The sequence below is a fragment of the Georgenia sp. Z2081 genome (assembly GCF_055326445.1).
The window spans coordinates 33,421-54,028 of sequence record NZ_JBUZNK010000008.1; the positions used below are offsets into that span (position 1 = coordinate 33,421).

Genomic DNA, 20,608 nt, shown 5'->3' on the forward strand with positions numbered 1-20,608 from the left:
CCGGTCAGCGGCCGGCCGCGATCGCCTCGACCTGGACCAGCAGCGCGGTGTTCGCCAGGTGCTCGACGACGAGGAGCGTCGACGCCGGCCGGTGCCCACAGAGGCAGCCTCGCGCCGTCTCCGTGAACTCGGGGATCGCGTCGTGCGAGGTGAGGTAGATCCGCAACGAGGCGACGTCGGGCATGCCGAGGTCCGCCTCCGCCAGCACCCGCTCGACGTTCTCGAACGCGATGAGTGTCTGCTCCGTGAGGTCCGCGCCCATCGAGCCGTCCGGCCGCACACCCACCTGCCCCGACACGAACGCCAGGCGATCGGCGCCCACCACCAGCGCGCCCTGACTGTGGAGGGGCGAGTCGAAGTCACGCGCGGGCTCCAGCGGCCGGATCAGCCGACCGGGCCGTTCATCGTCGTCCCGTGTCATCCGCCCCGAGCTTCCACCCGGCACCGGCCCGCCGGTGCGGGTCGCCTCGGTCTCCGGCACATGGTGCGTCATGCGGCCTCCTCGATCGCTCCGCCCCACAGTAGGCGGCACCGGGGCGGCCCACCGATGAGGGCAGGGTCAGGCACGCTTCGAACGCATCGCCTTGACCTGCTTCAGCGCCGGGTCGGCGGCGAGGGCCGCGTACTCGTCGGAACCGAGCGGCACGAGGGCCACGCGGCTGTCGGCGTCGTGGTGGATGCCCCACCCGTAGCGCTTGCCCAGCGGGGAGGACCGCAGGCACGGCTGCCCCTTGATGAAGAACGCGGCCCGCGCCTCCGCGCGCGACTCGGCGGGGACGGACTGCCGGATCCCGTGCACCTCGAACACGACATCGTCGCTGGTGAGCTCGTACGGATGCTCGGAGATTAGCTCGTACTGCAGTGCCGCGACGGTCGGCGCCCGGCCGCCCGACGGGGGTCGCTCGGCCGTCTCGACCGGGCAGTCGTCCGCGACCTGGATGAACGTGCCAGCGTAGTTGGTGCTTCCCATGGCGTCAGTGTCGTCGGCACGGACGGGCAGCGATAGCAGGAAAGCGACAGACTCCGGGGGCTGCCTGGGAGGATGGACGCCATGACCGTCGCGGGTGATCCACGGGAGGACCCGATCGCCTCCTCGGAGCGGTCCGGCGTGCTCTACCCGGACCGGCTGGCGCGCTATGCGGCGGGGTGGATCACGCCGGATCCGGCCGTGTCGGCGGTGGCCGACCAGTACTGGCACGTCTCCTGGGCGCTGGACGAGCGCGAGGAGCTGGATCAGCCGATCATCGACCTGCCGGCAGTGACGCTCACCGTCGAGGAGGGCGACGTGCCTGCCCCGCTCGTGGTCACCGGGGTGCAGGGTGGTGCGTGGCGGCGCACCATCCGCGGAACAGGGCGGGTGTTCGCGGTCAGGCTGCGACCGGCCGGGCTCGGTGTGCTCGGCGACTTCTCCCCCGCGCTGGTGGCGGACGCGACGGTGCCGCTCACGGCAGAGCTGGACGAGCGCCTGCACGCGCTGGCCCGGAGCATCGCGGGCGGCACCGCTCCGCGCGAGCAGGCGCGGGCCGCGGACGAGGCGATCAGGCGGGCGCTCACGGATCGAGCGCCGACCGCGGCGGGCCTGCTGGCGAACGACGTCCTCGACGAGCTGCGCGAGCGCGTCCACCACACGACGGGAGCCACCCTCGCCGAGCGGTTCGCGTGCAGCGAGCGCACGATCCAGCGCGCCTGCGTCGACACGCTGGGGCACGGCCCGAAATGGCTGAGTCGCCGGATCCGGCTCCAGGAGGTCGCCCGCGCGCTGCTGACCCGGCCCGGTGACGATCTGGCCATGATCGCCGGCGATCTGGGCTACACCGACCAGTCGCATCTCACCCGCGACTTCCGCGCCGCCACGGGCATCACGCCCGGCGCCTACCGACGGGCGGCCGGCGAGCTGTCCGCCTGATCTGCGCGGCCCCGGCGACGAGCACGTCGTGGAACAACGAGAGCCGCGACCCCGTCTGTCGACGGTGTCGCGGCTCAAGCGATCGGGTGGAGCTAGGGGGATTCGAACCCCCGACCTCTTCCATGCCATGGAAGCGCGCTACCAACTGCGCCATAGCCCCGGGGCCCCGAAGGGCGAGGACGAGTCTATGTCACCGCCCGGCCGGCGAGCCAATCACGACGTCCCCTCGGCGCGTGATCCCGCGCACGCCGCCGTCAGGCGCACGCGCGGTCGGTCAGCCCCGGGTTGGGTCGTTCGTCCCGGTATCCGACCAGGTCAGCGGCATAGGTTGGAGCTACCACTCCACGAAGGGACGGCATCATGACCGGCAGGCTCGAGGGCAGGACCGCACTCGTGACGGGAGCAGGATCAGGCATCGGTGAGGCGATCGCCACGAAGTTCGTCGCCGAGGGCGCGACGGTCGTCCTGGCGGACGTCAGCGGCCGGCAGGACGAGGTCGCGGCGCGCCTGGGCGAGCTCGCTCTCCCCTACCAGCTCGACGTCGACGACGACGACGCGATCGACGCGCTGGAGACCTACCTCCGAGAGGAGCACGGCGGGATCGACGTGCTGGCCAACAACGTCGGCGTCAACGGACCCGCGCTGCTCACGCACGAGTACCCGATGGCGGACTTCGACCGCGTCATGCGCATCAACGTCCGCCAGTTCTTCCGCGTGCTGCAGGTCGGGCTGCGCCTCATGGTCGAGCGCGGCGGCGGCTCGATCGTCAACACGGCCTCGATCGGCGGCGTCCTCGCCACCCCGTCCGCTGCCGCCTACATCACCTCCAAGGGCGCCGTCGTCATGATGACGAAGACGGCCGCGCTCGAGTACGCGCAGCAGAACATCCGCGTCAACGCCATCGGCCCCGGCGTCACGCGCACCCCGTGGCTCGACGGTCTCGGCGACGAGCTCAACGCGACGCTCGCGGCGCAGGTCCCGCAGGGGCGCGTCGGCGAGGCGTCGGAGATGGCGAACGTCGCGGCGTTCCTCGCCAGTGAGGAGGCCTCGCACGTGTCCGGGCAGCTCTGGGTGATCGACGGCGCCCGGACCGCCGGCTGACGCTCAGCGCCCGGGCACGCCCGTCTGGTCGGCCTGCGTGGGGCGGCCGGAGCCGCCGGTGACCTGCTGGTCCCCGTGGTCCTTGGTCTCGGAGGCGCGGTCGAGGATCGTGCGGTGCGGCCGCGGCACGAGGTCGACGCCGATGTTGTGCACGCCGAGGCGCCACGCCGGCTCGCGCCCCGGGTTCTGCGCCACGACGGACCAGTGGCAGTTCCCCATGCCGCCGAGCCAGTACGAGTGCGCACCCATGTCGAGGATGTGGGCGATGCCGAGGGTGATCGCGGCGCCGTGCGCGACGACCGCGACGATCTCGCCGTCGTCGGCCGCCTCGGCGACCGCGCGCAGAGCGAGCCCGACCCGCTCCCCCGCGCCCGCCCGGGACTCGACGCCGATCCCCTCGGGATCCCGGCCCGCCCGCCAGCGGTCGTACTGCTCGGGCCAGCCGGCCTGGAGCTCCTCGTGCGTGTGGCCCTCCCACAGCCCGAAGCCGCGCTCGCGGAAGCCCTCGTCGGTGGTGACGTCCAGCCCGGCCGCCCGCCCGAGGATCTGTGCGGTCTCGAGCGCGCGCGACAGATCGGAGCTGACGATCCGGGTGAGGTCCGCGCCGCCGAGCACCTCGGCGGCACGCTCGGCCTGCTGCCGCCCGGTGTCGTTGAGCGGGATGTCGATCTGGCCCTGCATGCGCATGGCGTGGTTGTAGTCGGTCTGCCCGTGCCGCAGCAGGACGAGCGCGCGGGCGGTCACTGGCCGGTCCCGAGCCCGGTCGCCCGGTACGGTCCGTCCTCGGCTCCCGGGGTGGTCTCGTCGACGACGACGTCCTCGACGTCGACGGGCACGACCGGGCAGTCGCCCCACAGGCGCTCGAGCGCGTAGAACTGGCGATCCTCGGTGTGCTGCACGTGGACGATGACGTCGGTGTAGTCCACGAGCACCCAGCGGGACTCCGTCAGACCCTCCGTGCGGACGGGCTTCGCCCCCTCGGCGGCGAGTGCCTCCTCGATCGCCTCGACGATGGCGCGCACCTGGCGCTCGTTCGAGCCGGAGGCCACGAGGAAAACGTCGGTGAGGACGAGGCGCTCGGAGACGTCGAGCGCGATGATCTCCTCGGCCTTCTTCGATGCGGCGGCTCGTGCGGCTACGTTCGCCAGGTGGCGGGATCGCTCGTCGGCGGCCACGGATCTCCTCGGTTCGGGAACAGGTGGCCCCGATCCTACGGTGTCGGCGCTGCGCGGGGCTGCGCCCGCCCGTCCCTCAGCGGCCGAACAGGTAGAGCCCGACGGCGGCACCGACGCCGAAGAAGATCGCCGCCAGCAGGACGATGATGGCGAGCCCGCGCCACCACCGCACGCGACGGACGGGGCGCTTGCCGCGCGGGCCCTTCGTCGTCGTACGGCCGTTCGTCGCCGGCGCTGCACCGGCGGCCCGTCCGCGCTGGGTGGTCGCCACCGGTGTCCCTTCGTCGCTGCCGCTCACCGGCTCGTCACCGGCCTGCTCGTCACCGCCAGGCGCATCGCGGCCAGGCCCGCCGCCGGCCGGCCCGGCGTCGGCGCGCACGTCGTCGGGCCTCGTGCCGGTGGCCGCACCGGCGGCCGCGGCACCCACAGCACCCACAGCACCCGCGGCGCCTCCGGCGACGGCGGGACGGACGGCCGTCGCGAGGACCTCGTCCTCCGGAGCCGGCGGGGGCGGCGGCGCCGCCGCGGCGGCCCCGTCGCCGCGGGCCTCATCGCCGGGGGTCTTGTCGCCGCGGGCCCCATCGCCGCTGGCCCCGTCGGAGGGCGCGGGCTCCGGCGGGACGGCGGCGAACGGACGCACCGCCGTTCCCTCCGGTCCGGCGGTGACGGGCATGTCGGCCGCGCTCTCGCCGTCCGCGGCGCGCACCCGGCTCGCGGCCTGGCCCTGGGCCGGCGCGGTCCCGTGGCCGGCGCCGGCACCCACGGCCGGTCCCGGCGTCCAGGTGTCCTCGGGCTCGTGCGTGGCCCCGAGGTCGTGCCTGCCCTCGGGCTCGTGGGTCGCGCCGGGGTCGGTGCCCGCCGGCTGCACCTCGGCGTCGGTCGGCCCGGTTGAGCCGTGTGCAGCGGTGCCACGCTCCGAGTCCTCCCGGCCGGCCGGGGCCCTCGCGGCCGAGGCGTCGAGCGCGGCCCGCGCGCGGTCCTCCGGGCTGCCGGTGCGCTGCGCCGCGGCGTCCCGCTTGGCGTCCTCGGCCATCTGTGCGGCCTCCCGCGCGGCCTGCTCGCGCAGCCAGCGACGCGTGACCGGTCCCTCGTTCATCACGCCACCGTCGAGGGGTCGATGTACAGGCGGTGCTTGGCGATGTACTGCACCACGCCGTCGGGCACGAGGTACCAGACGGGCTTGTCCTCCTGGACCCGCCTGCGGCAGTCGGTGGAGCTGATGGCCATGGCTGGCACCTCCTGGAGCTTGACGCGATCCTCGGGCAGGCCCTCCGCCACGAGGTCGTGACCGGGCCGGGTGACGCCGACGAACGTCGCGAGCTCCCACAGCTCGTCCGCGTCCTTCCAGGCCAGGATCTGGGACAGGGCGTCGGCGCCGGTGATGAAGTACAGCTCGGCGTCGGGCATCTGCGCGTGCACGTCCCGCAGGGTGTCGATCGTGTAGGTGTCGCCGCCGCGGTCGATGTCCACGCGCGAGACGGTGAATCGCGGGTTCGACGCCGTCGCGATGTTCGTCATGAGGTAGCGGTGCTCGGCCTCGGTGACCTTGCGGTCCCGCTTGAACGGCTGCACGCCGGTCGGCACGAAGAGCACCTCGTCGAGGTCGAGGAGGTGCTGGACCTCCGAGGCGGCGACGAGGTGGCCGTGGTGGATCGGGTCGAACGTTCCGCCCATGAGGCCGACGCGGCGTCGGCGTCCCCGGTGGGAGCGGGCGTTCACGTCAGTGGCGCGTCCTGATCGAGCGGAACGCCCAGGTGACGAGCAGGAGCATGAGCAGGATCGCGAGCATGATCACGCCGCCGACGTAGGCGTTGAGGTCGGTCGCCATCGGCTCCGCAGCGGTGTGGGCGGACGTGCGCACCAGCGAGCTGGCCATCGGAGGTCTCCTTCGTTCGAGTTCGGGAGCCAGTGTCGCACGGCAGCTCGCGCGGGGTTGTCAGGCGGGTCCTCGGCCGATCTCGCCCGGCCCTCCCCCGCGCTGGCCGCCGCGGTCTCTCCCGTGGCCCGGCCCGTGGTCGCTGCCGTGGTCGCCGCTGCGGTCTCCCCCGTGGTCCCAGCCGTGCAGGCGCCGCAGCTCGGCCTCGATCCGGGCCTCGCGGCCGAGCCGGTCGAAGGCGTCGTGGACCTGGTGCGAGCCGGAGTCCGTCCAGGCCAGCTCCTCGTACGCGGCCTGGCGACCCTCGAGCTCGTGGACCTCGCGCTCGGCCGCGCGGACGGCCTCCGCCGTCGAGCCGGGCACGTCGGTGCGCATCGCCTGCGCGATGGTCGCGGAGGCGCGGGCAGCCTCCCGGTCGGCCGCTAGCGCCCGACGCCGGGACTCGACCTCATGGACCTGCGCCTCGAGCCGGCCCACCCCGGCCCGCAGGTCCTCCTCCTTGTTGCGCAGCACCGCCAGCTGGTCGGCCAGCCGGTCGCGCGGCGCCGCGGCCTCGAGCGCGCGGCCGAGCGCAGCCCGCGCCGCCGCGTCGTCACCCTGCTCGACGGCGATGGCCGCCGCCCGCTCGTGCCCCTCGACCTCGAGCTCGGCACGCTCGTGGAGGAGCTCGGTGCGGCGGCGCTGGACGGTCAGCTCGCCGACGGCCCGACGCGCGTCGTCGACGGCGGCGCGCTGGCGGCGGACGGCCTCGGCGATCTCGGTGGCGGGGTCCGGCGGCGGGTTCTTCGCCTCACGGCGGCGCCGGCGGCGGTCGTTGCCCTCGGCCCGGCCGATGCCGAAGATCCGCCGGCCGACGCCCATCAGTCGTCCTCGGAGCGGCGGCGCGAGCGCCGCACGCGGTCCGACTCGTGCTCGGTGCGGCGCTCCTCGCCGTCGCCCAGCGCGCCGAGCGCCTGGGCCTCGAGCATGAGGTCGTCGGCTGCGCGGCGCAGGGCCGGGGTGGAGGACGACGAGCGCGAGTGCAGCAGCGAGCGGCGCAGGTCCCCGGAGAGTCGTTCGTGCGTCCGGATGTCCGGCAGGAGGTCCGTGAGCAGGCGGTGCCGCATGCCGGCGTCGGGCTCGTTCTCCACGACCCGCAGGTCGTCGTCGATCTCCCGGTAGGCGCGCTCGAGGTCCGCGGCGACCTGCGGGAGGTCCCCGACGGTACGGCCCGCCTCGCGCGCGGCCTCCAGGGCCCGGTCGGTCGCGTCGGTCGAGCGGCGCATCGCGAGGCGGTGCTTGGCGACCTCGCGCACGGTCGGGTCCGAGGACAGTGCCCGGACGTTGAGCTCGCCCTGCTCGATGCGGCGCCGCATGCCCTTGCTGCGTGAGAGCCGCCGCACGCCGTACCAGACGCTGCCCACCCCGACCGCGGTCGTGGCCGCGCCGATGCCGGCGATCCACAGCAGGACCTCGACGACCTCGGGCATCTGATCTCCTGCACGTTGCGGGTGGGCGGGACGGCCGACGGCGTGTGACCGGACGGCTGCCCGACCAGGATACGGGGACGGCGTCGCCCGCGGCCGCCGGATTCGCCGACGGCCGACGACGCCGACGCGCCGGGGCCTGCTGGCCGGGCCTGCTACTCGCGGATCTGGCCCTGGCCATTACTCACGGATCTGGCCCTGGCCCTCGACGATCCACGTCGTCGTCGTCAGCTCGCCCAGGCCCATCGGGCCGCGGGCGTGCAGCTTCTGCGTGGAGATCCCGATCTCCGCGCCGAGGCCGAACTGGCCGCCGTCGGTGAACCGCGAGGAGGCGTTGACGATGAGGGCTGCGGCGTCGAGCTCCGTGGTGAAGCGGTGCACCGAGGTGGTGTCTCGCGTGAGGATGACCTCCGTGTGGCCCGAGGACCACCGCCGGATGTGGTCGAGGGCCTCGTCGAGGGAGTCGACCACGCGCACGGCCAGGTCGGCCGAGAGGTACTCCGTGCCCCAGTCCTCGTCGGTGGCGGGCTCGTACCGCACCGTGCCGCCCTCCGCGAGCCGGTGCGCTGTCTCGTCGCCGTGGACCGTGACGTCCTTCTCCGCCAGCGCCGCGTAGAGCGTGGGAAGGAGCTCCTCGGCGACGTCGCGGTGGACGATGAGCGACTCGGCCGCGTTGCACACGCCCACCCGCTGGGTCTTGGAGTTGAGGATGATCGGCACGGCCTGGTCGAGATCGGCGCTCGCGTCGACGTAGACGTGGACGTTGCCGACGCCGGTCTCGATGACCGGCACGGACGCCTCGGCGACGACGGTCTGGATGAGGCCCGCTCCCCCGCGCGGGACGAGGACGTCGACGAGGCCGCGGGCGCGCATGAGCTCGACGGCGCCCTGCCGCCCGTGGGCGTCGACGGACCGCACGGCCTCGGCGGGCAGGCCGACCGCGAGCAGCGCCTCGCCGAGGATCTCGACGATGACCTCGTTGGAGGACGCCGCGGCCGAGCCGCCGCGCAGCACGACGGCGTTGCCAGACTTCACGGCCAGCCCGGCGGCGTCGACCGTGACGTTCGGGCGTGCCTCGTAGATCATCCCGACCACGCCCATGGGCACGCGCACCTGCCGCAGGCGCAGTCCGTTGGGCAGCGTGGAGCCGCGGACGACCTCGCCGACCGGGTCGGGCAGGGCGGCCAGCTCGCGCAGGGCATCGGCGATCGCGGCGATGCGCGTCTCGTCGAGGGCGAGGCGGTCGAGGAGGCCCGGGCTCATGCCGGAGGTGCGGCCGCGCTCGAGGTCGGTCGCGTTGGCGGCGACGATCCGGGCGGAGCCGGCGACCAGGGCGTCGGCCATGGCGTCGAGCGCGGCGTCCTTGGTGGCGCGCGTCGCGGTGGCGAGCGCACGACCGGCCTCCTTCGCCTCGGCGCAGATCGCGCGGACGGCCTCGCGGACGTCGACGTCGGTGGGAGAAGTCATGTGCGCAAACTACCTCCGAGGGCCCGGGAATGGCCCGGGGGTCTCCTCGGTTGGACGGGGTGGAAGACGTGCTCCGCCCGCGGCGGGCACGCCCACGGACGAAGGGAGCGCCACATGGCGACCACTCAGATCACGCAGGACGACTTCCAGAGCACGATCACCGGCGACGGCATCACGCTCGTGGACTTCTGGGCCGACTGGTGCGGGCCGTGCAAGCAGTTCGGCCCGGTCTACGAGAAGGTCTCCGAGGAGAACCCGGACGTCACCTTCGCAAAGGTCGACACGGACGCGAACCAGGAGCTCGCCGCCCAGCTGCAGATCACGTCGATCCCCACGCTCATGGCGTTCCGCGACGGGGTGCTCGTCTACAACAAGCCGGGCGCCGTCCCCGCGAAGAACCTCGAGCAGATCCTCACCGCCGTCCGTGAGCTGGACATGGACGAGATCAGGAAGCAGATCGCCGAGCACGAGGCCGGCCACTCCGACGAGTGAGCGCGGTTCCGCCTGGCGAGTGAGCGCGGTTCTGCCGCGCGACCGACCTGACGACGAAGCGCCGTCCCTCCGGTTCCACGACCGGAGGGACGGCGCTTCGTCGTTCGTCGGACGGACAGCTGTCCCACCGCGGCGGCACACATGACAGAACCGCGCTCACTCGCCGAGCAAAGTTCGGCACGCCCGTCACCGGACAGAACTCCGCTCACTCGCCACACAGGGCGGGCGGATGCCGATCAGGCGAGGTGGGTGAGGATTGCCGTGAGGTCGGCGGGCACCGAGATCGGGACGAGGACCAGGCCATCGGCGAGGTCGGCGAAGCCGCGCGCCTCCGCCAGCACGTCCTCGGGCGAGCCGATGATGGCGGCGGATCCCGTCCAGGGCAGGTCCCGCTGCTCGACGGCGGCGATGTCGGCCACGAGCTCGGTCCGGGCCAGCGCCCGCTCGCGGCTCTCGGCGATCGCCACGTGGAGCTCCACGAGCACGCGCACCTCCGCGCCGGCCTCGGCCGCGCCACGCCGGACGGCGGCGACGAACTCGCGCACCCGCTCGTGGTGGACGGCCCGTACGACGACCGTGCCGCCGGCGCGCCCCGCGGCCAGGCCCTCGTCCACGGCGTTGACGTAGGGCGCGGGACGCACGCGGGTACCGGCCGGCGCCCGGGTGACGCCCGCGGTGCGCGCACGGCTCGCGGAGGCCCGTGTCGCGGCGGCGTGGCGCGCCGAGTCGGCGGTGAGGCCCGCGCCGGCCGGCACGGACCCGGCGCCGTGCGCGTCCGTGCCTCCGGGCAGGAGGACGTCGACGCCGGCATCGGTGAGGCGCTCGCCCGTGCGCCGGGCGTCGGATCCGGCGTCGGTGCGCCACGGCGCGTCCGAGCGCAGGTGGAACGCGGGCGAGAGCGCGACCTCGGTCAGGCCCGTCTGGCGCGCCGCGTGGGCATGCCGGGCGAGCCGGGGCAGGTCGGCGGTGTCGACGGGCAGGTCGGCCTCGGGGTCGGTGACGGCCGCGCCGAGGCCCGACAGGTCGACGACGATCGCGCCGCCGATCCGTCCCGATGCCGGGCGGGCGCCGGACGGAGCCGGAGCGGTCGGCGTCGTGGGCCGCGCCTGCGCAGCCGGGGTCCGGCGGATCGCGGTGCCCGTCGTCGCGGGGGTGGTCGTCGGGCTGGTCGTCACGGGGCCGTTCGTCGTCGTGGACGTGGCGGTTCGGGCAGAGATCAGTGTGGTGCTCATGGCAGGAGGGTCCTCACGGGTTCCCGCCGTCGGCGGCTGCGCCGACGGCTGTGCGATGACCGGGAGTCGTGCGGGCGGGACGTGTCACTCGTCCCGGTGGGCCGCACCTCGACCGGTCTGACGCGGCGCGGGCGCGCGGCGTCGCTGGTGTCTCCGGGCTGTCAGGCCGACATTCGCCGACAGCCCGGGCGCATGCACATCATCGCCGGGAGGAGGGTGGAGCTGGATCGGTGGGTGCTCACCTGCTGCATCATGTCCGGATCCTTCGTGCAAGGGCGCCTGCTGCGCCGGGCGTTGCTCCACGGACGTGGAGCCAGGTCATCACCCGGAGCACCCCCGCCACACGAGGGGGGTTGCCGACCAGCGAGCCGGGGCTTCGCACTGGTTCTCAAGACCTGGATGGACCGTAGGCACCGCAACGGGCGTCCGTCAACGAGGGAGCGGTCACGTCTCACCTGTCGGACGTCGGGCGGTTGTGGTGAAGGGACAGGCGACGCCCACCGCGACGAGTGCGGGGGAAAGACCATGAGTGCGGGGACTAGATCCCCGACCTCGTCCACCTGTCCCCGCACTCGTTGCCAGGACGCGGCCCATGGCGGCGGAGCAGCCGCCTCAGCGGCCCTGCGCGCGCCCGCCCACGTCCCGCATGACGGCGAGGTCGTCGCGGTGCACGGCGGGCCGCAGCTTCGCCCGCTCCTCGGCCGGCGCGGCGACGAGCGCAGCGAGCTCGCGGGCGTCGTACCCGGTGACGCCCCGGGCGACGAGCCCGTCCGGACCGAGGATCTCGACGACGTCCCCGGCCTCGAAGTCGCCGACCACCTCGGTGATGCCGGGGATCAGCAGCGAGCGCTGGCGCTCCCCCACGGCGGCGGCGGCCCCGGCGTCGACGACGACGCTGCCGCGCGGGCGGGCCGCATGGGCGAGCCAGAGGCGCCGGGCCGACATCCGGCGTCCACGTGCCGAGAACCAGGTGCCGACGGGCCGGCCGGCGAGGGCGTCGGCGGCGTGGTCGGCGTCGGTGAGGACGACCGGGATGCCCGAGCCGGTGGCGATCGCGGCCGCCTCGAGCTTCGTCACCATGCCCCCTGTGCCGACGGCCGAGCCGCGGGCCGTGACCTGGACGCCGGCCAGGTCCTCGGGCCCGGACACCACGGGGATCAGGGAGGAGGTGGGCGAGGCGGGGTGGCCGTCGTAGAGACCGTCGACGTCGGTGAGCAGCACGAGCGCATCGGCCCGCACGAGGTGGGCCACCAGTGCGGCCAGCCGGTCGTTGTCGCCGAAGCGGATCTCGTCGGTGGCCACGGCGTCGTTCTCGTTGACGATCGGCGTGACGCCGAGGGTGAGGAGCCGGTCGAGGGCACGCGCGGCGTTGACGTTGCTCTGGCGGCGCACGAGATCCTCGGCGGTGAGCAGGACCTGACCGACCCGCCGCCCGTGCCGCGCGAACGCCTCCGTGTAGCGGGCGAGGATCATGCCCTGACCGACGGAGGCGGCGGCCTGCTGCGTGGCGAGGTCCTTCGGCCTGGCGCTGAGCCCGAGCGGCGCGATGCCGGCGGCGATGGCGCCCGAGCTGACGAGCACCACCTGCCGGCCCGGCGCGACGCGCGTGGCCAGCAGGGTGGAGAGCTGGCCGATGCGCTCGAGGTCGAGCGCGCCGTCGCTCCTGGTGAGGGAGGACGATCCGATCTTCACGACGACGCACCCCGCCCGCGCGAGGAGCGCACGGTTCGCGAGGGGTCGGTGGACGGTCGGGAAGCTCACCGGGACATTGTGCCGCGGGGGCCGGGGGCTCCCGGCGCGCGTCCAGCCGCCCGGACCGATATGCGCTCACTCGCGGGGCAGAACCGCGCTCACTCGTGGTCGGAGGGGTCGGCCCAGTGGCCGGCCCTGCGCTCGGTCCACAGTTCCTCGCGCGCGGCGGTCTTGGCGTCCATCGACTCGTGGAACTCGCGGCGCTTCTCGGCGCGGGTGGGGCGGCGTCGCTCGTCCTCGACCCGGAGGTCGGTGCCGCGCGGTCCGAGGTGCTCGGCGCCGGTGGTCATCGTCGGCTCCCAGTCGAACAGGACGCCGCCGTCGGCGGGGCCGATGACGACCGTGTCGCCTGGAACGGCCCCGGCCTTCATCAGCTCGGTCTCGACGCCGAGCCGCGCGAGACGGTCAGCGAGATAGCCGACGGCCTCGTCGTTGCCGAAGTCGGTCTGCTTGACCCAGCGCTCGGGGCGCCTGCCCCGCACCTGGAAGAACGGCTCGTCGGCACTGCCCTTGCGCGTGACGGTGAAGCCGGCGTCGTCGACCGCGGTGGGCCGCAGCACCACGCGCGGCGCGACCGCCGGACCCGCCTCGGCGCGCGCCCGGGCCACGATCTCCGACAGGGCGAACGTCAGCGGGCGCAGGCCCTCGTGCGTGGCCGTGGACACGGCGAAGACCTTGAGGCCGCGCGCCTCGAGGTCGGGGCGGACGAACTCGGCGAGCTCGCGCGCCTCGGGCACGTCGATCTTGTTGAGCACCACCACGCGGGGCCGCTCCATGAGCGGCACGCCCGAGCCGGCGATGTCGAGGTCGGCGGAGTAGGCGGCGAGCTCGGACTCGATCGTGTCGAGGTCGGAGATGGGGTCGCGGCCGGGCTCGAGGGTGGCGCAGTCGAGGACGTGGACGAGCACCGCGCACCGCTCGACGTGGCGGAGGAACTCCAGCCCCAGGCCCTTGCCGGAGGACGCGCCCGGGATGAGGCCGGGGACGTCGGCCACGGTGAAGCGCTCCTCCCCGGCCATGACGACCCCCAGGTTGGGGATGAGCGTGGTGAACGGGTAGTCCGCAATCTTGGGCCGCGCGGCGCTGACGGTCGCGATGAGGGAGGACTTGCCGGCGGAGGGGAACCCGACGAGCGCGACGTCGGCGACGGACTTGACCTCGAGGACGACGTCGCGCTCCTCCCCCTCCTCGCCCAGGAGGGCGAAGCCGGGCGCCTTGCGGCGCGGGGAGGCCAGCGCGGCGTTGCCGAGTCCACCGCGGCCGCCGGCGGCGATGACGACCGACGTGCCGGCGCCGACGAGGTCAGCGATGACCTCGCCGTCGGCGGACTTCACGACTGTGCCGTCGGGGACGCCGAGGATCATGTCCGCGCCGTTCGCGCCCTGGCGCATGTCGCCCGCGCCCTGGCCGCCGCTGGGCGCGCGCCGGTGCGGCGAGTGGTGGTAGTCGAGCAGCGTGTGGATCTGGGGGTCGACGACGAGGACCACGTCCCCGCCGTTGCCGCCGTTCGCGCCGTCGGGCCCGGCCAGGGGCTTGAACTTCTCGCGGCGGATCGAGGCGACGCCGTGCCCGCCGTTGCCGCCGGCGGCATGCAGGACGACCCGGTCGACGAAGCTGGCCATGGGGTCCTCCGGATGGGACGGGAGCGGGCGAGGAACGAGGGACGACGTGCGGTCGGCCGGGCGGGCCGGGTACGACGAGGGGCGGACGGCATCATGCCGTCCGCCCCTCGTCGACGTGGATGGGTGGTGCTCAGGCCTCCACGGGCACGATGTTGACGACGCTGCGGTCGCGACGACGGCCGAACTGCACGGTGCCGGCCTCGAGGGCGAACAGCGTGTCGTCCTTGCCACGGCCGACGCCGAGACCCGGGTGGAGGCGGGTGCCGCGCTGGCGGACGAGGATCTCGCCGGCCTTGACGACCTGACCGCCGAAGCGCTTGACGCCCAGTCGCTGCGCGGTGGAGTCGCGGCCGTTCTTCGAGGAACTGGCGCCCTTCTTCGTTGCCATCTCGTCTGCTCTCTCTTCGGTAGAGGTGGTGCGCTCGCGCGCGTGCGTCGTGGTGGGGTGACCGGCCGGGGCCGGTCGCTGGGTCAGCTGATGCCGGTGACCTTGAGCCGCGTGAGCGACTGGCGGTGGCCCTGGCGACGGCTGTAGCCCGTCTTGTTCTTGTACCGCAGGATCGTGACCTTCTTGCCCTTCTCGGCACGGACGATCTCGGCGGTGACCTTGGCGGAGATGCCGTCGGCGGAGGTGGTGACCTTCTCGCCGTCGACGAGCAGGATCGGGGTCAGCTCGACGGTGTCGCCGGGCGCACCGGCCATCTTGTTGACGACGACGATGTCGCCGACGGACACCTTCTCCTGCCGGCCGCCGGCCTTGACGATCGCGTAGACCACGTTGCTGCTCATCTCTGTATCGCTGCTGGGGGAACCTGCCGCCCACCGGTGGCGGGCGCGCCTCGGCCTGTCGGCCTCGGGGGTTCTTCTCGATCGGCGCAGCGCGCGCCGACGCCCCAGGTTACGCACCGCCCCGCCCGGCGGCAAGGCTGAGACGTGCGGCGACGGCCCGTACCGCCTGTGTGATCCCGCACAGGCGCCTGCCCGCCGCACTACCGTGGAGGGATGCCCCAGCCCTACGCACCCGGCGCGGCACCGCTGACCAGGATGACCGACGGGACGATCAAGCAGGTCTCCCCGTTCACGGGCACCGAGGTCTGGACCGTCCCAGGACGTGCGCACCGGCCGGTCGGGCAGCCGGCCACCGAGCCGGTCGCGCTGGACCCGGACCTGCACGGTCGGCACTGCGCGTTCTGCCACCTGCGCTACGACGAGACGCCGCCCGAGAAGGCCCGGCTCGTGCGTCGAGCGGGGCCGGGCGCCGCGGGAGCCAGGAGAAGCAAGGGCGGCAACCCTGACGACTGGGAGCTCCTCCGCGGCCTCCCGGCGGCACGGATGTTCGACACCGTCGCGGAGCTGCGCCGCATCCCCAACCTGTTCGAGATCCTCTCCTTCGACTACTGGCACCAGAACTACGGATACGAGGTGCCCGAGGACGTGGCGCGTCGTCGAGAGGCGTACCTCGCGACGCCCGACGGCGAGGAGCACGTCGCCCGGGTGGTCGGCCAGCGCCTCCGGGCCGCCGGGGACACGACGACGACCTGGCAGTCGATGGACGCCGCCGAGCGCCTCAGCCACGCCACGGCGTTCTTCGGGGGCGGGCACGACGTCGTCGTCGCGAGGCGCCACTTCACCGACGACGCGACGACGGACACCGACCTGGCCTCCTCGGGAACTCTCACCCCCGACGAGCACCACCGGTACACGGCGTTCACGGTCGACGCCCTGCACTCGCTCTACGAGGCCAACCGGTATGCCCGCTACGTCGCGGTGTTCCAGAACTGGCTGAAGCCCGCGGGCGCATCGTTCGACCACCTCCACAAGCAGCTCGTGGCCATCGACGAGCGGGGCACCCAGGCCGAGCTCGAGCTCCAGCGGCTGCGCGCCAACCCCAACCTGTTCAACGAGGCGGCCGTCAACTACGCCCAGTACCAGAACCTGGTGGTGGCGGAGAACGACCACGCGATCGCGTTCGCCGGGTTCGGCCACCGCTACCCCACCGTCGAGATCTACTCCCGTTCGGCACGCACCGCGCCCTGGGAGCACTCCGACGAGGAGCTCCGCGCGGTCTCCGACCTCGTGCACGCCGCCCACGCGGCGACCGGCACGCTCGTGCCCTCCAACGAGGAGTGGCACCACCAGCCCGCCGACGTCGACCAGCCGATGCCGTGGCGGATCATGCTCAAGTGGCGCGTCTCGACCCTCGCGGGGTTCGAGGGCGGCACGAAGATCTACCTCAACACCATCGACCCGTGGACGCTGCGCGACCGGATCGTCGACCGGCTCTACACCCTGCGCGACGACGGGAGGATCGCCGCGGACATGCGCATCGCGACCGAGGCCGAGTGCCGGCCCAATCCCCTGCGCTACCACCCGCTCGTCCGCTGACCCCGCCCGAGCTCGTCGAGCGTGCGGGTCGTGGCCCACGAGCGAGGGCGGCAGTCGCGAGTTCGCGACCACCGCCCCCTCACTCGTCGACGCCGGCGGCTACTCCGACGTCGCGGGATCGCTCACCGGTGCGCTCGTCGCGCGGCGCGAGCCCCGACGACGCCGCGGTGCCGGCGTGGTGGCCGGTGCGTCGCTCGGGTCCTCGGCCGGCTCGGCGACCGCTGCAGCATGCTCCGGCGAGCCGGTACCGTCGTCGGCCGACGAGGACGCGGCGTCCTCCTGGCTGCTCGTCGACGTCGCGCTCTCCGACGCCTCGCCGATCGGCGACTCGCCGTCCGCCTCGGTTCGTCCCTTCGAGGCCGCGTCGTCCGACGCGCCGCCGTCCGCCTCCGGCGCCGACGACGCCGAACCCTCGCGTTCATGCGCGTGGGCCGCCGCGGCGGCGATCTGCGCGAGCGTGAGCCGGACCGCCTCGCGATCGGGCTCGGGCTTCGACTCCTCGGAGCTCTCACCCTGTCCCTTGCCGGAGCCGTTGGAGCCCGATCCCTTGCCGCCGGACCCGCCGTTGCCGCCCCCGTTGCCGGAGCCGCCGCCCGAGCCGCGGCCGGAACCGCCGCGCCCACGACGTCGCCTGCCGCCCTGGTCGGAGGAGTCGGCGATCTGCGCCTCGGCGGCGTCTCCGCGCTCGATCGGATGGTCGTGGACGACGAACCCGCGTCCGTGGCAGTGCTCGCACGGCGTCGAGAAGGCCTCGACGAGGCCCTGGCCGACGCGCTTGCGCGTCATCTGGACGAGTCCGAGGCTCGTCACCTCGGCCACCTGGTGGCGCGTGCGGTCGCGCCCGAGGCACTCGAGCAGGCGGCGCACGACGAGGTCCCGGTTGGCGGGCAGCACCATGTCGATGAAGTCGATGACGATGATGCCGCCGATGTCCCGCAGCCGGAGCTGGCGGACGATCTCCTCCGCGGCCTCGAGGTTGTTCTTGGTGACCGTCTCCTCGAGCGTGCCGCCCGAGCCGGTGAACTTGCCGGTGTTGACGTCGACGACCGTCATCGCCTCGGTGCGGTCGATGACGAGCGAGCCGCCCGACGGCAGCCAGACCTTGCGGTCCATGCCCTTGGCGAGCTGCTCGTCCACGCGGTGCTCGGCGAACAGGTCCTTCTCGTCGGTCCAGTGGTGCAGCCGCTCGGCGAGGTCCGGGGACATGTCGCCCACGTACTCGCTGATGGTCCGCCATGCGGTGTCGCCGGAGACGGCGAGCTTGCTGAAGTCCTCGTTGAAGACGTCCCGGACCACGCGCAGCGCGAGCTCGGGCTCGCCCTTGAGCAGCGCGGGCGCCTTGGCGTTGCCGGAGGACTTCTTCGTGATGTCGTCCCAGATCTTCGTCAGTCGCTCGACGTCGCTGCGCAGCTGCTCCTCGGTCGCGCCCTCCGCGGCGGTGCGCACGATGACGCCGGCGCCGGCGGGAACGATCTCCTTGAGCGCCTTCTTCAGCCGGTTCCGCTCACCCTCGGGGAGCTTGCGGGAGATGCCGGTCATGGCGCCCGACGGGACGAGCACGAGGTGCCTGCCCGCGAGCGTGATCTGCGACGTCAGGCGGGCGCCCTTGTGGCCGATCGGGTCCTTGGTGACCTGCACGAGCACGTGGTCGCCGGACTTCAGTGCCTGCTCGATGCGCCGGGGCTGGCCCTCCATCCCGGCGGCCTCCCAGTTGACCTCACCGGCGTAGAGGACGGCGTTACGGCCCTTCCCGACGTCGATGAAGGCGGCCTCCATCGAGGGCAGGACGTTCTGCACGCGGCCGAGGTAGACGTTGCCGACCATCGAGGTCTGCGTGTGGCGGGCGACGTAGTGCTCGACGAGAACGCCGTCCTCGAGCACCGCGATCTGGTTGAGGCCGTCCTGCTCGCGCACGAGCATGGTGCGCTCGACGGACTCGCGGCGGGCGAGGAACTCCGACTCGGAGATCGTCGTGCGACGCCGTCCGGCGTCGCGTCCCTCGCGGCGGCGCTGGCGCTTGGCCTCGAGCCGCGTCGAGCCCTTGAGCGCGGTGACCTCGTTGCGGGCGCGCGCCGCACCCCCGTCGTCGTCGCCCTGACCGCCGGAGCGGCGCCGACGACGCCGGCGGCGCGAGCTCGAGCCGTCCTGGTGCTTGTCGTCGTGCCCGTCGTCGCCGTTGGAGCCGTTGCCGTTCGCGTCGTCGCCGGAGGTGACGTCACCGTTGGTGTCGTCGCCGTCGGCGTCGTCCCGGCTGCCGCGGCCGCCCCGGCGGGACCCGGACGAGTCACCACCGGCGGAGTCGTCCGAGCCGTCGTCGGCCGAGTCGTTCGAGCCGTCGCCGGAGCCCCGCGAGCCGGACCGGTTGCGTCGGCCGCGGCCGCCCCGCCGGCGTCGGCGTCGGTTGCCGCCACCCTCGCCGTTCTGCCCGTCGTCGGAGGAGTCGTCCGAGTCGTCCGAGTCGTCGGAGTCGTTGCCGTCGCCCGGTTCGGAACCGTTGTCGTCCGCGCGGTCCCGGGAGGAGTCGTCCTGCGCCTGAGCGCCGCCGTGGCGGCTGCCCGAGCGTCGTCCCGAGCCGCGCCGGCCCGAGCCGCCGCGCCCGCCCGAGCCCGTCGACGAGTCGGACTCGTCGTCGTCCGCCTGATCCGCGACATCGTCGTCGGCCTGGTCGTCGGCGCCGGTCCCCGGCCCGCCGAAGCGGATCTCCGGCGTGCCGGCGGGAGCGACAGCGCGGCGCCGGGGCCGCGCGCGGGCCGGGTCCGGCGCCTGGAAGAGGAGCGCTGCCGCGGGCAGGCGCGCCTCTGCGGACTCCTCGTCGTTCGCGTCGTCCTCGTCGGGCTCTGCGCTCTCGTCGGGCTCTGCGCTCTCGTCGGTGGCGCCGCGCGCCGGCGCGAACTCGTCCGAGCGCCGGTCGGAGTCCTGCTGGTCGCCGCTCTTCTGGTCGGCGTCCTGCGCGATCGTGCTCGGACGATCGTCCTCGGCGGTGCCCTGGCCGGGTGCCCCGGCCGTGGCCGCGGACTCGTCATCGGCGACCCCGAGCTCGGCGAGGACGTCGAGGTTCTGGTCGGGCTCGCGGGTCGGGGCGGTCGCGCGTCGGCTCCGGCGCGGCTTCTGCGCAGGGGCGGAGGTCTCCTTGGCGGCGTCCGTGAGATCGGCCGACCCGGTCTCGGCGGGCGCAGCCTCGGCTGCGACGGCGTCTGCACCGGGCGCGGTGAACGCCGGGGCGGTGGACGCGGGCGCGGGCGCCTCGGCGGGCTCCGGCGTGGTGGGGGCGCTGGTGGCGGCACGTCGGCGCGACGTGGCGCGACGCGTGCCGGAGGTCGTGCCGCGACCGGACGTTCCGGTCGTGCTCGGGGTACCGGCGGCTGCGGCGGTGCCCGCGCTACCCGTTCGCGACGCGCTGAGCGCCTCGAGGTCGGCCGTGAGGTCGGTGCTCGCTGCCGCGGGCGCGCCGTCCGTGTCCTCGGTGGTCGCGGCGTCGTTCGTCGTCGACGCGGGGTCCGCGGCCGTGACGGCGTCGTTCGTCGCCGAGGCGGCGTCGTTCGTCGCCGTGCCGGAGTCCGTGGTGGACGGCTCGTCGGTGGAGGTCGACGCGCCTGCGGCGGCGCTTGCGGTCGCGTCGGTGGGAGCGTCGGTCGTCGCCTGCACGGCGGCGTCTGCATCGGCGGCGGGCGCTGCCTTGCGTGCCCGGGAGGTGCGGGTGGTGGTCGACCGGGTGCTGGTCGACCGCGTGGAGGCGGCGCGGGTGCGGGTCGCACGGGTGCGCGTGGCCTTGGGCGCGGCGGTCTCGTCCGCGGCGGACGCGGCGCTCTCGTCGGACGTGGCGCTCGTGGTGGGGGTCGCGTCGTCGGCGGCCGTGGCTGCACCGGAGGACGCGGTGGTCTCGGCGGAAGAGCCGGCCCCGGTGGAGGCGACGTCCTCGGTGGCTACGGTGGCGTCCTCGGCCGAGGTCGCCTCCGGGACTGCCGCGCCCGTGGTGGCCCGGCGCGGCGCCCGCTTGCGCGGAGCCTTCGTCGCAGGTGCCTCGGGGGTCTGCTCTGCTGCTTCTGCCGTGGGCTCGGAGCTCTCGGTCATGCAGTTCCTTCCGCCCGACGCGCCGGCCGTCCCTCGGCTCGCGGGCCTTCGGTTCGTCCGCGG

20 protein-coding genes, 1 tRNA gene and 1 riboswitch are annotated in these 20,608 nt (G+C 74.0%); of the genes, 4 read left to right on the forward strand and 17 right to left on the reverse strand.

What is annotated here, in order from left to right:
* Positions 1-4 precede the first annotated feature (4 nt).
* Positions 5-493, reverse strand: a complete 489-nt coding sequence (locus ACZLKG_RS11590) for a RidA family protein (RefSeq protein WP_463648809.1) — start codon at positions 491-493, stop codon at positions 5-7.
* Between the two features lie 66 nt (positions 494-559).
* The gene (locus tag ACZLKG_RS11595; protein ID WP_463648810.1) at positions 560-970 is read right to left on the reverse strand and encodes a DUF6157 family protein; all 411 of its coding nucleotides are present in this window, start codon (positions 968-970) and stop codon (positions 560-562) included.
* Positions 971-1,051: 81 nt separating this feature from the next.
* Between ACZLKG_RS11595 and ACZLKG_RS11600 the strand changes: the two genes are divergently transcribed.
* The gene (locus tag ACZLKG_RS11600; RefSeq protein ID WP_463648811.1) at positions 1,052-1,906 is read left to right on the forward strand and encodes a helix-turn-helix domain-containing protein; all 855 of its coding nucleotides are present in this window, start codon (positions 1,052-1,054) and stop codon (positions 1,904-1,906) included.
* Positions 1,907-1,993: 87 nt separating this feature from the next.
* On the opposite strand, the gene ACZLKG_RS11605 is transcribed toward ACZLKG_RS11600, so the two are convergent.
* Positions 1,994-2,066 (reverse strand) — tRNA-Ala (locus tag ACZLKG_RS11605).
* 200 nt (positions 2,067-2,266) lie between these two features.
* Between ACZLKG_RS11605 and ACZLKG_RS11610 the strand changes: the two genes are divergently transcribed.
* Positions 2,267-3,007, forward strand: a complete 741-nt coding sequence (locus ACZLKG_RS11610) for an SDR family NAD(P)-dependent oxidoreductase (RefSeq protein WP_463648812.1) — start codon at positions 2,267-2,269, stop codon at positions 3,005-3,007.
* A gap of 3 nt (positions 3,008-3,010) precedes the next feature.
* Here the strand turns inward: ACZLKG_RS11610 and ACZLKG_RS11615 are convergent, their stop codons facing one another.
* The 8 genes from ACZLKG_RS11615 to ACZLKG_RS11650 all read right to left on the reverse strand — a co-directional run bounded on the left by ACZLKG_RS11615 (position 3,011) and on the right by ACZLKG_RS11650 (position 8,991).
* Complete coding sequence (locus tag ACZLKG_RS11615) at positions 3,011-3,751, reverse strand: histidine phosphatase family protein (RefSeq protein WP_463648813.1); 741 nt, start codon at positions 3,749-3,751, stop codon at positions 3,011-3,013.
* Positions 3,748-4,182, reverse strand: coding sequence for a ribosome silencing factor (gene rsfS / locus ACZLKG_RS11620; protein WP_425708387.1), 435 nt, complete (start codon positions 4,180-4,182; stop codon positions 3,748-3,750). The genes ACZLKG_RS11615 and rsfS overlap by 4 nt, the downstream gene beginning before the upstream one ends.
* 76 nt (positions 4,183-4,258) lie before the next feature.
* Positions 4,259-5,278, reverse strand: a complete 1,020-nt coding sequence (locus tag ACZLKG_RS11625) for a hypothetical protein (protein WP_425708388.1) — start codon at positions 5,276-5,278, stop codon at positions 4,259-4,261.
* Entirely contained in the window at positions 5,278-5,901 is a 624-nt protein-coding gene (gene nadD, locus ACZLKG_RS11630) for a nicotinate-nucleotide adenylyltransferase (protein WP_425708389.1), read from the reverse strand. The genes ACZLKG_RS11625 and nadD overlap by 1 nt, the downstream gene beginning before the upstream one ends.
* Before the next feature lies 1 nt (position 5,902).
* Positions 5,903-6,058 carry a hypothetical protein gene (locus tag ACZLKG_RS11635; RefSeq protein ID WP_425708390.1) on the reverse strand — a complete coding sequence of 52 codons (156 nt, stop codon included), beginning with the start codon at positions 6,056-6,058 and terminating at the stop codon, positions 5,903-5,905.
* Positions 6,059-6,118: 60 nt separating this feature from the next.
* Positions 6,119-6,919, reverse strand: coding sequence for a PspA/IM30 family protein (locus ACZLKG_RS11640; protein ID WP_425708391.1), 801 nt, complete (start codon positions 6,917-6,919; stop codon positions 6,119-6,121).
* The gene (locus ACZLKG_RS11645; RefSeq protein ID WP_425708392.1) at positions 6,919-7,527 is read right to left on the reverse strand and encodes a hypothetical protein; all 609 of its coding nucleotides are present in this window, start codon (positions 7,525-7,527) and stop codon (positions 6,919-6,921) included. Before ACZLKG_RS11645 ends, ACZLKG_RS11640 begins: the two co-directional genes overlap by 1 nt.
* Positions 7,528-7,704: 177 nt before the next feature.
* On the reverse strand, positions 7,705-8,991 hold the full coding sequence (locus tag ACZLKG_RS11650; protein ID WP_425708393.1) for a glutamate-5-semialdehyde dehydrogenase: 1,287 nt from the start codon (positions 8,989-8,991) through the stop codon (positions 7,705-7,707).
* A gap of 114 nt (positions 8,992-9,105) precedes the next feature.
* Between ACZLKG_RS11650 and trxA the strand changes: the two genes are divergently transcribed.
* Positions 9,106-9,483, forward strand: coding sequence for a thioredoxin (trxA, locus tag ACZLKG_RS11655; protein ID WP_425708394.1), 378 nt, complete (start codon positions 9,106-9,108; stop codon positions 9,481-9,483).
* Positions 9,484-9,719: 236 nt separating this feature from the next.
* Here trxA and ACZLKG_RS11660 read toward each other — a convergent pair whose 3' ends face one another.
* The 5 genes from ACZLKG_RS11660 to rplU all read right to left on the reverse strand — a co-directional run bounded on the left by ACZLKG_RS11660 (position 9,720) and on the right by rplU (position 14,878).
* Complete coding sequence (locus ACZLKG_RS11660; RefSeq protein WP_463648815.1) at positions 9,720-10,715, reverse strand: hypothetical protein; 996 nt, start codon at positions 10,713-10,715, stop codon at positions 9,720-9,722.
* 284 nt (positions 10,716-10,999) lie between these two features.
* A riboswitch (SAM riboswitch) is annotated at positions 11,000-11,111 on the reverse strand.
* Positions 11,112-11,327: 216 nt separating this feature from the next.
* Entirely contained in the window at positions 11,328-12,476 is a 1,149-nt protein-coding gene (gene proB, locus ACZLKG_RS11665) for a glutamate 5-kinase (protein WP_463648816.1), read from the reverse strand.
* An 89-nt stretch (positions 12,477-12,565) separates the two neighbouring features.
* The gene (obgE, locus tag ACZLKG_RS11670) at positions 12,566-14,089 is read right to left on the reverse strand and encodes a GTPase ObgE (RefSeq protein ID WP_463648817.1); all 1,524 of its coding nucleotides are present in this window, start codon (positions 14,087-14,089) and stop codon (positions 12,566-12,568) included.
* Between the two features lie 130 nt (positions 14,090-14,219).
* Positions 14,220-14,477, reverse strand: coding sequence for a 50S ribosomal protein L27 (gene rpmA / locus ACZLKG_RS11675; RefSeq protein WP_425708398.1), 258 nt, complete (start codon positions 14,475-14,477; stop codon positions 14,220-14,222).
* Positions 14,478-14,560: 83 nt separating this feature from the next.
* Entirely contained in the window at positions 14,561-14,878 is a 318-nt protein-coding gene (rplU, locus tag ACZLKG_RS11680) for a 50S ribosomal protein L21 (protein WP_425708399.1), read from the reverse strand.
* Positions 14,879-15,091: 213 nt separating this feature from the next.
* Between rplU and ACZLKG_RS11685 the strand changes: the two genes are divergently transcribed.
* Complete coding sequence (locus tag ACZLKG_RS11685; protein ID WP_463648818.1) at positions 15,092-16,474, forward strand: DUF4921 family protein; 1,383 nt, start codon at positions 15,092-15,094, stop codon at positions 16,472-16,474.
* Between the two features lie 99 nt (positions 16,475-16,573).
* Here the strand turns inward: ACZLKG_RS11685 and ACZLKG_RS11690 are convergent, their stop codons facing one another.
* Positions 16,574-20,545 (reverse strand): Rne/Rng family ribonuclease, encoded by a 3,972-nt coding sequence (locus ACZLKG_RS11690; protein ID WP_463648819.1) that lies wholly within the window; start codon positions 20,543-20,545, stop codon positions 16,574-16,576.
* Between the last annotated feature and the right edge of the window lie 63 nt (positions 20,546-20,608).